12 protein-coding genes are annotated in these 12,457 nt (G+C 69.0%); 6 read left to right on the top strand and 6 right to left on the bottom strand.

The genetic code is table 11. The features are described from left to right. Nucleotides 1-57: 57 nt before the first annotated feature. A complete protein-coding gene (locus tag OG510_RS11610; protein WP_406136709.1) occupies nt 58-822 on the bottom strand; it encodes a GntR family transcriptional regulator in 765 nt (254 codons plus the stop codon). Nucleotides 823-1,125: 303 nt separating this feature from the next. Here OG510_RS11610 and OG510_RS11605 point away from each other — a divergent pair, with 303 nt between their 5' ends. From OG510_RS11605 to OG510_RS11590, 4 genes are all read left to right on the top strand, one after another. Then, nucleotides 1,126-2,406: an extracellular solute-binding protein gene (locus OG510_RS11605; protein ID WP_406136708.1), complete on the top strand. Its 1,281-nt coding sequence runs from the start codon at nt 1,126-1,128 to the stop codon at nt 2,404-2,406. Between the two features lie 83 nt (nt 2,407-2,489). Then, on the top strand, nt 2,490-3,476 hold the full coding sequence (locus tag OG510_RS11600) for a carbohydrate ABC transporter permease (RefSeq protein ID WP_406136707.1): 987 nt from the start codon (nt 2,490-2,492) through the stop codon (nt 3,474-3,476). Next, nucleotides 3,473-4,303 carry a carbohydrate ABC transporter permease gene (locus OG510_RS11595; RefSeq protein ID WP_164265207.1) on the top strand — a complete coding sequence of 277 codons (831 nt, stop codon included), beginning with the start codon at nt 3,473-3,475 and terminating at the stop codon, nt 4,301-4,303. The genes OG510_RS11600 and OG510_RS11595 overlap by 4 nt, the downstream gene beginning before the upstream one ends. A gap of 9 nt (nt 4,304-4,312) precedes the next feature. After that, nucleotides 4,313-5,827 (top strand): glycoside hydrolase family 3 protein, encoded by a 1,515-nt coding sequence (locus OG510_RS11590; protein ID WP_406136706.1) that lies wholly within the window; start codon nt 4,313-4,315, stop codon nt 5,825-5,827. 76 nt (nt 5,828-5,903) lie between these two features. Here the strand turns inward: OG510_RS11590 and nagB are convergent, their stop codons facing one another. Beyond that, nucleotides 5,904-6,689 carry a glucosamine-6-phosphate deaminase gene (nagB, locus tag OG510_RS11585; protein ID WP_406136705.1) on the bottom strand — a complete coding sequence of 262 codons (786 nt, stop codon included), beginning with the start codon at nt 6,687-6,689 and terminating at the stop codon, nt 5,904-5,906. A 439-nt stretch (nt 6,690-7,128) separates the two neighbouring features. On the opposite strand from nagB, the gene OG510_RS11580 reads away from it, so the two are divergent. Beyond that, nucleotides 7,129-8,595 (top strand): histidine kinase N-terminal domain-containing protein, encoded by a 1,467-nt coding sequence (locus OG510_RS11580; protein WP_406142366.1) that lies wholly within the window; start codon nt 7,129-7,131, stop codon nt 8,593-8,595. 186 nt (nt 8,596-8,781) lie between these two features. Here OG510_RS11580 and OG510_RS11575 read toward each other — a convergent pair whose 3' ends face one another. Together OG510_RS11575 and OG510_RS11570 are read right to left on the bottom strand one after the other, a co-directional pair. After that, a complete protein-coding gene (locus OG510_RS11575; RefSeq protein ID WP_004937597.1) occupies nt 8,782-9,039 on the bottom strand; it encodes a WhiB family transcriptional regulator in 258 nt (85 codons plus the stop codon). Nucleotides 9,040-9,359: 320 nt separating this feature from the next. Continuing rightward, nucleotides 9,360-10,328, bottom strand: coding sequence for a diacylglycerol/lipid kinase family protein (locus OG510_RS11570; protein WP_406136704.1), 969 nt, complete (start codon nt 10,326-10,328; stop codon nt 9,360-9,362). An 82-nt stretch (nt 10,329-10,410) separates the two neighbouring features. Between OG510_RS11570 and OG510_RS11565 the strand changes: the two genes are divergently transcribed. Continuing rightward, nucleotides 10,411-10,836 (top strand): hypothetical protein, encoded by a 426-nt coding sequence (locus OG510_RS11565; protein ID WP_406136703.1) that lies wholly within the window; start codon nt 10,411-10,413, stop codon nt 10,834-10,836. A 68-nt stretch (nt 10,837-10,904) separates the two neighbouring features. Here OG510_RS11565 and OG510_RS11560 read toward each other — a convergent pair whose 3' ends face one another. Then, nucleotides 10,905-11,831, bottom strand: coding sequence for an RNA polymerase sigma factor SigF (locus OG510_RS11560; protein ID WP_406136702.1), 927 nt, complete (start codon nt 11,829-11,831; stop codon nt 10,905-10,907). Further along, nucleotides 11,828-12,241: an anti-sigma regulatory factor gene (locus tag OG510_RS11555; RefSeq protein ID WP_164265750.1), complete on the bottom strand. Its 414-nt coding sequence runs from the start codon at nt 12,239-12,241 to the stop codon at nt 11,828-11,830. Before OG510_RS11555 ends, OG510_RS11560 begins: the two co-directional genes overlap by 4 nt. Nucleotides 12,242-12,457: the final 216 nt, after the last annotated feature.

Genomic DNA, 12,457 nt, shown 5'->3' with positions numbered 1-12,457 from the left:
CCGCCGCAGTCGCGCGACGCTGTGTCTGCCCGGGGGGCAACCCCCGGACCCCCGGCCTCAGTCGGTCGGCCGCCGCAGTCGCGCGACGAACTTGTAGCGGTCGCCGCGGTAGACCGAGCGCACCCACTCCACCGGCTCGCCCCGCTCGTCGATCGAGTGGCGCGAGAGCATCAGCATCGGCAGCCCCACGTCCGTGCCGAGCAGCCCGGCCTCCCGAGGGGTGGCCAGTGAGGTCTCGATCGTCTCCTCGGCCTCCGCGAGCCGGACGTCGTACACCTCGGACAGTGCGGTGTAGAGCGAGGTGTACTTCACGAGCGAACGGCGCAGCGCGGGGAAGCGTTTCGCCGACAGGTGCGTCGTCTCGATGGCCATCGGCTCACCGCTCGCGAGCCGCAGCCGCTCGATGCGCAGCACCCGCCCGCCGGCCGTGATGTCGAGCAGCCCGGCGAGGGTGTCGTCCGCGGTGACATAGCCGATGTCGAGGAGCTGGGAGGTGGGTTCGAGGCCCTGGGCCCGCATGTCCTCGGTGTACGAGGTGAGCTGCAGGGCCTGCGAGACCTTGGGCTTGGCCACAAAGGTGCCCTTGCCCTGGATGCGTTCCAGCCGGCCCTCCACGACCAGCTCCTGGAGCGCCTGCCGCACGGTGGTGCGCGAGGTGTCGAACTCGGCGGCCAGGGTGCGCTCCGGCGGCACCGGGGTGCCCGGCGGCAGCGTCTCCGTCATGTCGAGCAAGTGCCGCTTGAGACGGTAGTACTTGGGCACCCGGGCGGTGCGTCCGGGTGCCGCACTCTCCGTGTCGGCGGTCCCCCCACTGGTGCTCATGGCCTGCCTTCCCGAGTGCTGCGCTGCTGCCGTCACCGGCTCCTCCGTCTGTCGCGGCTCACATGGTGGCACGGTCCGGTCACGGGACGTCGCCCTCCCTCAGGTGTCGGTCCGATAACGGACACGACAGCCTTTCTTATACACCCTTGACACCCCAATAGGTCTAGGCCAAGCTCCCGGTACTGGTCTAAACCATTAAAGACCAGGTCCCAGCCCCACGGGCAGTACCGGTCGCACTTGTTGCGGCAGAACGGCGTTCTCGGGTGGTGGGGGGAAGTTTTTTGCATCCCTGAGGAGGGTGTCGTGAAGCGCGGACTCATCGCGGCGATCGGTGTGGCGGCAATGCTGGCAAGCGTCGCGGCCTGTGGCTCGGACAGCAGCAATGACAGCAAGAAGGCGGGGGCCGACGGCTACAAGGGGCAGACGCTGACCGTCTGGGCGATGGACGGCTCGACGCCTCCCGGCTGGACGAAGGACCTCAAGGCCGCCTTCAAGAAGAAGACCGGCGCCACGGTCAAGTTCGAGACGCAGAAGTGGGACGGGATCCAGCAGAAGATCACCACCGCTCTCTCCGAGTCGACCCCGCCGGACGTCATCGAGGTCGGCAACACCCAGACCCCGGCCTACGCCGCGACCGGCGGCCTCGCCGACCTCAGCGACCTGAAGAGCGAGATCGGCGCCGACTGGACGCCTTCGCTCAGCAAGTCCTCGGTCTACCAGGGCAAGTCGTACGCCGCGCCCTGGTACTTCGCCGACCGCGTCGTCATCTACAACAAGAAGGTCTGGGCGGACGCCGGCATCACCGGCACCCCGAAGACCCGCGCCGAGTTCTTCAAGGACCTCGACGCGATCAAGAAGAAGGGCCAGGCCGAGCCGATCTACCTGCCCGGCCAGAACTGGTACTTCTTCGACGGCCTCACCATCGGCCAGGGCGCGGACCTCGTCAAGAAGGACGGCGACAAGTACGTCTCCAACCTCGCCGACCCCAAGGTCACCGCCGCCATGGAGCTCTACAAGAAGTACCAGGCGTACTCCAAGGCGCCCAAGGACAAGGACGAGGCCACCCCGCAGCAGGCCGAGGTCTTCGCCAAGGGCGACGTCGGCGCCTTCATCGGCATGGGCTGGGAGGCCGCCACGGCCATCGCGGCCAACAAGAAGATCGAGAAGGACATCGGCTACTTCACCATCCCCGGTGAGACGGCCGCCAAGCCCGAGGGCGTCTTCCTCGGCGGCTCGAACCTCGCGGTGGCCGCGGCCAGCAAGAAGCAGGACCTGGCCAAGGAGTTCCTGAAGATGGCGCTCGGCGACAAGTTCGAGGGCGCCCTCGCCAAGGAGAGCGGCATCGTCCCGAACAAGGCGTCGCTCGACTCCAACCTCAAGGGCAACGCGGCCGGCGAGGCCGCCGCACCCGCCGCCGCGACGTCCGGCGGCACCACCCCGCTCATCCCCGAGTGGGCCTCCGTGGAGAACGAGCCCAACCCGATCAAGAGCTATATGACCTCGGTCCTCTCCGGGAAGTCGCCGGCCGCCGCCGCGGCCGCCGTCGAGGGTGAGATCAACAAGCGCCTGGCGCAGAAGAGCTGACCGCAGGCGCCGGGGGGCGGGCCACCGTCCCCCGGCGCTCCCGCATGGATCTCGACCGTACGGCTCAAGAAGAGATGGCGAGCATGTCAGTGCAGACCGAACAAGCGGACTCGGTCCACCGGGCCGGCCCCCGTAAGGAAGACGCGCCACCGGGCGGCCCGGCGGCGGCGCCCAGGAGGAGAGCAGGGAGCGCGGGCCCCTATCTGCTCCTCCTGCCCGCACTGCTCGCCACCGTGGTGCTGCTGGGGTACCCCCTGGTCAAGAACGGCATGCTGTCGTTCCAGAACCTCAACCCGCGCCAGCTGATCCTCCACCTCACCGAGTGGAACGGCTTCTCCAACTACCAGGACGTCCTGGGCGGCTCGGACTTCTGGAAGGTCGTCGAGCGGTCGATCTTCTTCACCGCGGCCAACGTCGTACTGATCATGGTCTTCGGTGCGCTGATCGGCCTGCTGCTCGCCCGCCTCGGCAAGAAGATGCGGCTGCTCCTCATGCTCGGCCTGGTGCTCGCCTGGGCCATGCCGATCATCGCCGCCACCACCGTCTACCAGTGGCTGTTCGCCCAGCGCTTCGGGGTCGTCAACTACGTACTCGACGCCCTCGGCTGGCACTCGATGGCCGCCTACAACTGGACCGGCGGCCAGTTCTCCACGTTCTCGGTGGTGACACTGCTGATCGTCTGGCAGTCGATCCCCTTCGTGGCGATCAACCTCTACGCCGCGTCGACGACCATCCCCAAGGAGCTGTACGAGGCCGCGTCGCTCGACGGCGCCGGGACCTGGAAGAGCTTCACCTCGGTGACCTTCCCGTTCCTCAAGCCGTTCCTGCTGGCCACGACGTTCCTCGAAGTCATCTGGGTCTTCAAGTCCTTCGCCCAGCTCTTCGCGATCAACGGCGGCGGCCCGGACCGGCTCACCGAGACCCTGCCCGTGTACGCCTTCGTCGAGGGCGTCGGCAACCAGCACTTCGGCATGGGCGCGGCGATCTCGTTCCTGACGATCATCGTGCTGCTCGCGCTGACCGGCTACTACCTTCGCACCGTACTGAAGCAAGAGGAGGACGAGCTGTGAGGCGCTCACTGTTCGGCCGGTTCTGGCCCAACGCAACCGCGATCATCCTCTTCCTGGGCTTCGCCTTCCCCGTCTACTGGATGTTCAGCACGGCCTTCAAGCCGACCGGCGACATCATCACCGACACCCCCGTGTGGTTCCCCACGGACTTCACCTTCTCGCACTTCAGCAAGGTCGTCGCCGCGGACCACTTCTGGACGCTGGTGCGCAACTCCGTGCTGGTCACCGTCATTTCGGTGTTCTCGTCGCTGGTGATCGCGCTCCTCGCCTCGTTCGCCATGGCGCGGATGCGCTTCAAGGGCAAGCGCGGGGTGCTCCTGACCTTCATGATCGCCCAGATGGCGCCCTGGGAGGTCATGGTCATCGCGGTCTACATGCTGGTCCGTGACGCTGACATGCTGGACAGCCTGGTCCCGCTGACGGTCTTCTACATGATGATGGTGCTGCCCTTCACGATCCTGACGCTGCGGGGCTATGTGGCCGCGGTGCCCAAGGAGCTGGAGGAGTCCGCCATGGTCGACGGCTGTACCCGGCCCCAGGCGTTCGTGAAGGTGATCCTGCCGCTGCTCGGCCCCGGGCTGATGGCCACCTCGCTCTTCGGCTTCATCACCGCGTGGAACGAGTTCCCGCTGGTGCTCATCCTCAACAAGGACATCGGCTCGCAGACGCTCCCGCTGTGGCTCTCCCAGTTCCAGACGGCGTTCGGCGACGACTGGGGCGCGACCATGGCGGCCTCCTCGCTCTTCGCCATCCCGATCCTGATCCTCTTCGTCTACCTGCAGCGCAAGGCGGTCAGTGGTCTCACCTCCGGCGCAGTGAAGGGATAACGGCGCTCCATGACCACCATCACCACGGGCACGGACCAGCTCACCCGCGACGCGCTCGCCGTCCTGCAGCCCGGCTTCGCCGGCACCACGGCCCCCGACTGGCTGCTGCGCAGGATCGGCGAAGGGCTCGCGTCCGTCGGCCTGTTCGGCCGCAACGTCACCAGCGCGCCCCAGGTCGCGGCGCTCACCGCGCGGCTGCGGGCCGAGCGGGACGACCTCCTCGTCGCGATCGACGAGGAGGGCGGCGACGTCACTCGCCTCGAAGTGCGTACCGGATCCTCCTTCCCCGGCAATCTCGCGCTCGGCGCGGTCGACGACCCGGAGCTGACCCGGGCCGTCGCCCGTGAGCTGGGCCGGCGCCTCGCCGAGTGCGGGGTCAACCTCAACTGGGCCCCGTCCGCCGACGTCAACTCCAACCCGGACAACCCGGTCATCGGCGTACGGTCCTTCGGCGCCGACACCGCACTGGTCGCCCGGCACACCGCCGCGTACGTCGAGGGGCTCCAGGCCGCCGGAGTCGCGGCCTGCACCAAGCACTTCCCCGGCCACGGCGACACCGCGGTCGACTCGCACCACGCGATGCCCCGTATCGACGTGGACCTCGCGACGCTGCACGCCCGCGAACTGGTGCCCTTCCGGGCGGCGATCGCGGCCGGTTCCAAGTCGGTCATGAGTGCGCATATCCTGCTTCCCGCACTCGATCGCGAGCGCCCGGCGACGCTGAGCCCGCAGATCCTCACCGGTCTGCTGCGCCGCGAGCTCGGCTACGAGGGGCTGATCGTCACCGACGGTATGGAGATGCGCGCCATCGCGTCGACGTACGGCATCGAGCGCGGCAGCGTCCTCGCGGTGGCGGCGGGCGCCGACGCCATCTGTGTCGGCGGCGGCCTCTCGGACGAGGGCACCGTACTGCGGCTGCGCGACGCCCTGGTGGCGGCGGTACGGGCGGGCGAACTGCCCGCGGAACGGCTGGCGGACGCCGCCGCGCGCGTACGTGCGCTCGCGGGGTGGACACGCCGGGCCAGGGGGGATTCGGAGCCGGGCGCGGCGTCGCAGGAGGGGACCGCGCCCGGCACCGATATCGGGCTCGTCGCGGCCCGCAGGGCGCTCAGGGCCACACCGTCCGACCACCGGCCGCTGACCTCCGCCCCGTATGTCGCCGCCTTCACACCGGGGTCGAACATCGCGGTCGGCGACGAGACCCCGTGGGGTATCGCCGCCGAACTGGCCGCACTGCTGCCCGGCACCGTGACCGGCGGGTACGGCGCGGACAGCGCACCCGCCGATGTGCTCTCGGCGGCGGGGGAGCGCACGATCGTCGCGGTCGTCCGCGACGCCCACCGCCACCCGTGGATGACGGACGCGCTGGACGCGCTGCTCGCGGCCAGGCCCGACACGGTCGTGGTCGAGATGGGGGTCCCGCGGGCTCAGCCGCGCGGGGCGCTGTATCTGGCGACGCACGGCGCCGCCCGGGTCTGCGGGCGCGCGGCGGCCGAGTTCATCACGGGCGCGGGCGGGCGGTAACCCACAGGACCGATCACCGAGCGAGGGCCGGACACCCATCGGGTGCCCGGCCCTCCTCCGTTCTCCGTACCGCTTCCTACAGCCCCTGCCACTCCGGCTTGGACGCGTACGTCGCGCGGAAGTAGTCGGCCAGCTTCAGCTTGGACGCGGCCGCCTCGTCCACGACGACCGTGGCGTGCGGGTGCAACTGGAGTGCGGAGGCGGGGACGACGGCGGCCACCGGCCCCTCGACGGTCTGTGCCACGGCCTCGGCCTTGCCCTCGCCGGTGGCGAGCAGCACCACATGGCGGGCCTCCAGGATCGTCCCGATGCCCTGGGTGATGACGTGGTGCGGCACCTGGTCGATGTCACCGTCGAAGAACCGCGCGTTGTCGACGCGGGTCTGCTCGGTGAGCGTCTTGATCCGGGTGCGGGAGGCGAGCGAGGAGCAGGGCTCGTTGAAACCTATGTGCCCGTCCGTGCCGATTCCCAGCAGCTGCAGGTCGACCCCGCCGGCCTCGGCGAGCGCCCTGTCGTACGCGGCGCAGGCGGCCGGGATGTCCTCGGCCGAACCGTCGGGCCCCATGAAGGAGGCTTCGGTCAGCCCGAGCGGTTCGACGACCTCACGCAGTACCACCGAGCGGTACGACTCGGGGTGTCCGGCCGGCAGCCCCACGTACTCGTCGAGCTGACAGATCCGGGCGCGTCCCGCGTCGACGGCCCGCGCGGCCACCTTGGCGACCAGTGCCTGGTAGACGGGCAGCGGGGTCGATCCGGTGGCGACACCGAGCAGAGCGTCGGGCTTGCGCCGCAGCAGGCCGGCCATGGCCTCCGCGATGACTTCGCCGCCTGCCTTGGCGTCCGGGACGATGACAACTTCCACGCTGAGCCTGCCGATCTGGAGAGTGCGAAGATGTGGTATAGACCAATCTAGCAGAGCACGCCTCTCCGGTCGGCGGTTCCCCCTCATCTCATGGTCGGCCGAAGACGCGCGGATCGCATGCGGGTCGAGCGCTGTGTACGGGAGGCGCGGACACGCCCCCGGAAACGACTGCGGGCCGCGGCGCCGGTCCGGTCGGGACCCTCGGCCCGGCCGTACGGCACCGCAGCCCTCAGCTGCATCGGCCGTCAGGTGTGCGGTTCCCGGCGGCCGTGGGGAGGACTTGGCGCAGTCAGGGCAGAGAGCGCCGCGTACCTCGTCTCCACTCTCCTGTGCGGGGAGAGCGGAAGTCTTTGCACGCACATTGTGGACTAGACCATTCGCCGCTGTCCATGCGTACGACAGAAAGAATCCGGCGGGTACGCTCACACACGTGCCCTCCATGAACGATCTCGTACGCCAGCACACCGCTCTGAGTGACACCGACCTCGAGTGGCTGCACCTGCTGGTTTCGGAGTGGCAGCTGCTCTCCGACCTGTCCTTCGCCGACCTGGTGCTGTGGGTGCCCACCCGCGACGGCACCCGCTATGTCTCCGTGGCGCAGATGCGGCCGAACACCGGCCCCACCTCCTACCAGGACGACATGGTCGGCCATCTCGTTCCGCGCGGCCGGCGGCCGCTGCTCGACGCCGCGCTCGACGAGGGGCGCATCGTGCGCGAGGGCGACCCGGAGTGGCGCGAGGAGGTGCCGGTGCGGGTCGAGTCCATTCCCGTACGCCGGGAGGGGCGGGTGCTCGGGGTGATCGCGCGCAACACCAATCTGCTCACCGTACGCACCCCTTCGCGCCTCGAACTCACCTATCTCCAGTCGGCTTCCGACCTGGCCCAGATGATCGCCGCGGGGTCGTTCCCCTTCCCCGGCCAGCAGGTCGACATGGACGCATCCCCCCGGGTCGGGGACGGGATGATCCGTCTCGACGCGGACGGTGTGGTCCTCTACGCAAGCCCCAACGGCCTCTCCGCCTACCACCGCCTCGGGCTCGCGTCCGACCTGGTGGGCCAGCACCTCGGCCAGCTGACCACCGACCTCGCGCCGTCCCGCGGCCCGGTCGACGAGGCCATGGTCAAACTGGCCAGCGGCTACGCGCCGAGGGAGACCGAGGTCGAGGGGAACGACGGGGTCATCCAGCTCCGCGCCATCCCGCTCTCCCCGAAGGGCGCCCGGATCGGCTCGCTCGTGCTGCTGCGCGACGTCACGGAACTGCGCCGCCGAGAGCGCGAGTTGATCACCAAGGACGCCACCATCCGGGAGATCCACCACCGGGTGAAGAACAACCTCCAGACGGTGGCGGCACTTCTGCGCCTGCAGGCCAGGCGGATGGACTCGGACCGCGGCAGGGAAGCGCTCAACGAGGCGGTGCGGCGGGTCGGTTCCATCGCGATCGTGCACGAGACGCTCTCGCAGAACCTGGACGAGCGCGTCGAGTTCGACGAGATCGCCGACCGTGTCATCGCGATGGTGTCCGAGATCTCACCCGGCAAGGTCGACTGCCGCCGTACGGGCCGCTTCGGCATCCTGGACGCCGAGGTTGCCACCCCGCTCGCGATGGTGCTGACCGAGGTCCTGCAGAACGCCCTGGAGCACGCCTTCGGACCGGGCGAGCTGGGCACCGTCGAGGTCTCCGCCGTCCGCGGCGGGATGCGCGAGGACGCCAGGCTGCTCATCACGGTGCGGGACGACGGGCGCGGACTGCCCGAGGGCTTCGACGCGCAGACGGCGGGGAATCTGGGGCTGCAGATCGTACGGACGCTGGTGGAGGGAGAGTTGGGCGGCTCCTTCGACATGGTCCCGGCTCCGGCGCGCGGCACCCAGGTGGTGCTCGACATACCGGTACCGGCCGACACATAGCCCCCGTCCGCAACAGGACGTCCCACGCACACAGCGATGAGCCCCGGACCACTTCGGTCCGGGGCTCATCGCTGTGTATCTCTTATTGCGTGCGCATCGGGGGTACTGCGCGCTGCGTTTCGGGGGCGACGGTGGTGCGTACTCGCTGTACGCGCGCCGCCTGGCTCAAGCTCGTGAACAGGGTGGTCAGGCGGTCGCGTTACGCGCCCGGTTGCGAGCGGCACGGCGCTTCATCGCGCGGCGCTCGTCCTCACTGAGGCCACCCCAGACGCCGGAGTCCTGGCCGGACTCGAGCGCCCACTGCAGGCACTGCTCCATGACGGGGCAGCGGCGGCAGACGGCCTTGGCTTCCTCGATCTGCAGCAGCGCGGGACCGGTGTTGCCGATGGGGAAGAACAGCTCCGGGTCTTCCTCACGACAAACGGCGTTGTGACGCCAGTCCATGGCTGCTACCTCTCTTAGGGTGTTGCGTGCAGGTTGCTTGTGAATGTGAACGCTTTCACGAATCCCCCCGCAAGTGAAGGGCCGACTGCCAGATGACCTGGTTGCGGTCCTGTGTGTTGAGGAGGGGTTCTGGCTTTCAGGGAGGCCGGTGTTGCGGGCCGTCCCGAGCGCCATGTAGAGATTCGCAAACCTCGGCGGCGGATACAACCCCTTCTGGAAAGTTTTTTTTGATTCCTCGGTGTCGGCTAGGTCACAGCCGTACTTCCATGGGGTGGATCCCAGCCCAAACGTTCGAGTTAAAGGACTTTGGCCCCTTCCACTCACACAATCACACGCAGTGCACGGCGTACGCCTGTGAACGTCACGCTGGTACGCAGCCCCAGGTGGTCGCCGTCCATCTGGAAGGGGAGTCGGACCTTGGAATGCAAGGAGAAGTCCGTCAGGTCGTGCAGTGAAACCGCGTGTTTTCCGTGGGGGCCACGCTCGGGCGTCGACGTGAGCAATTGAGTAGCGAAACGCGTCACATGAGCGGGTGACATTTTCGACAGCCCCAGCACATCGAGCGCGGTGTCGAAGGACGCCTCGGGTGAGGCGTACATCGGGCGATTGCCCAGGTAGGTATAGGGAGACGTGTTGCAGATTATGGACATCACGAGGTCCGTCACCGGGTCCTCCCCGGGGCGTTCCAGGGTGATCGCGCCATGCCTGCGGCTCGGCTCGTCGAGGAACTGCCGGACCACCTGACGCACATAGAGCGCGTGCGTGGACCGCTTTCCGCGTTCCCGCTGCTGTTCGACCCGGCCGACGACACCCGCGTCGAAACCGAGACCGGCGCAGAACGTGAACCAGCGCGAGGGCACCCCCTCGTCCGCGGTGCCCGGGGTGCCGGCCGCCAGGCCGAGTCCGACCGTCCGCTCGCGGTGCTCACGCAGCGCGTCCAGGAGGGCGCCGGTCGCCTCCACCGCGTCATTGGGCAGGCCGAGCGCACGGGCGAAGACATTGGTGGAGCCGCCGGGGACGACCGCCAGGCCGGGCAGTCTGTCGGGGTCGGGGCCGTGGTGGAGCAGCCCGTTGACCACCTCGTTGACCGTGCCGTCGCCGCCGAGGGCGACCACGAGGTCGATGTCGTCGCTCTCCGCGGCCCGTCTGCCCAGGTCGCGGGCGTGCCCGCGGTACTCGGTCGTGACGGCCTCCAGCTTCATCTCGCTGGCCAGGGCGTGCAGCAGTACGTCACGAGTGCGGGCACTGGTGGTGGTTGCTGCCGGATTGACCACGAGGAGTGCGCGCATGACCAGAAGATTACCTACCGCTTGGTACCGGGCCCAGCCCCGGCCTCGATCGGCGCCCCGGGGTGCCCGATACCCTGCAGGGGTGAGTACCGACCAGACCGCAGAGCCCAGCGGACCCCGCCCCGCCCGTCTGACCGCCGCCGCGGCGCTGGCCGCGCTGGAAGGTGCGGCGATGGCCGCCGGGGGACTGTATGTGATCGGCAAGGGCGTGTTCGCCGACGGCGACAGCCCCGAGCAGTCGGTCCTGGCCGGTCTGACGCTGATCGTGCTCGCCCTCATCCCGCTGCTCGCGGCCCGCGGACTGCTGCTCCGCCGCAGCTGGAGCCGGGGCCCCGCGATCGTCACCCAGATCATCGCGCTGCCCGTGGCCTGGACGCTGCTCTCGGCGCAGGGCGTGCTGATTCCCGCGGGGGTGGTGCTCGCGGTGGTGGCCCTGGTCGCGCTCGTCCTGCTGGTGAACCCGACGACGGCCAAGGCGCTCGGCATCAGGAGCGCACGGGGGGCCTGAGCCGCACTGCCCCAGCCCCCCCGGCTTCCGCCCGCTCGCCGGGGCTCCGCCTGCTCCCCGGCTTCCGTCTACTCCTCGACCAGCAGCCGTTCCCGCAGCTGGGCCAGTGTCCTGGCCAGCAGCCGTGAGACATGCATCTGCGAGATCCCCACTTCCTGGGCGATCTGCGACTGCGTCATGTTCCCGAAGAACCGGAGCAGCAGGATCCGCTTTTCCCGTGGCGGCAGATCTTCCAGCAGCGGCTTGAGCGACTCGCGGTACTCGACGCCTTCCAGCGCCTCGTCCTCCGAGCCCAGGGTGTCCGCCACCGCAGGCGACTCGTCGTCCGTGTCGGGAACGTCCAGCGAGAGGGTCGAGTACGCGTTCGCGGATTCCAGGCCCTCCAGGACCTCTTCCTCCGAGATGCCGAGCCGCTCGGCCAGCTCATGGACCGTGGGCGCCCGGCCGTGCTGCTGGGAGAGCTCGGCGGTGGCCGTGGTCAGCGACAGCCGCAGCTCCTGGAGGCGGCGCGGCACCCGGACCGCCCAGCCCTTGTCCCGGAAGTGCCGCTTGATCTCGCCGACGACCGTCGGTGTCGCGTACGTGGAGAACTCCACCCCGCGGTCCGGGTCGAACCGGTCCACCGACTTGATCAGACCGATCGTGGCGACCTGCGTCAGGTCGTCCAGCGGCTCCCCGCGGTTGCGGAAGCGGCGGGCCAGATGCTCGACCAGCGGCAGATGCATCCGCACCAGCCTGTTGCGCAGTTCGGCCTTCTGGGGCGAGCCGTCCGGGAGCTCGCGCAGCTCGATGAAGAGCGCCCGCGCCCCGCTGCGGTCCCGCGGGTTGTGCTGCTCGTGGTGCTCGTGGTGCTGCTCGCTCATGAGGCCCGCCTGATCCGCCGACTCCAAAAGACCTTCCACCGGATGCGGCCGGGCCTGTTGCTCCGGGATGTCCCCCGTGCCCAGCGCCCGCGCGCTGCGCTCGTCGTCCCGCACCGGTCCGTCCCCGTTCACGCCGGTCCAGGTCCAGCGCCGCGCTGTTTGTACAGACTGATGCTGACCGTACGGTCATCGGCCACCGTCGACTCGACCTTGCCCGCGAGTGCCGAGAGCACCGTCCAGGCGAAGGTGTCGCGCTCCGGTGCACGGCCGTCCGTGGTGGGCGCCGACACCGTCACTTCGAGGGAGTCCTCGATGAGGCGGAAGACGCAGCTCAGTACGGAGCCCGGCACGGCCTGCTGAAGCAGGATCGCGCAGGCTTCGTCGACCGCGATGCGCAGATCCTCGATCTCGTCGAGCGTGAAGTCCAAGCGTGCTGCGAGACCGGCCGTGGCCGTACGCAGCACCGACAGGTAGGCACCCGCAGCGGGCAGCCGGACTTCCACGAAGTCCTGGGTCCCGGGCTCGCCTGCGATCTGGGACACCCTCACCTCCAAGGTGGCACAAGCTCGTTCATGGTCGGGGAAATACTGCTCCCGCAACCGTGCGTGACATGGTCGCTTCCTGACGCCGTGACGCTATCGCGATCCAAGGTTCCCTGTCGCCAGGACCCCCACCCCACGACTGTCACTCATGGTAAGCCCATGAGTACATACGGTCGCCAGGGGTGTGCACATCCGATTGTGGCGCTGTGATTCTCC

The organism is Streptomyces sp. NBC_01089 (genome assembly GCF_045162975.1).
Lineage (GTDB): Bacteria > Actinomycetota > Actinomycetes > Streptomycetales > Streptomycetaceae > Streptomyces.
This window is presented reverse-complemented; position numbering and strand designations above follow the sequence as displayed.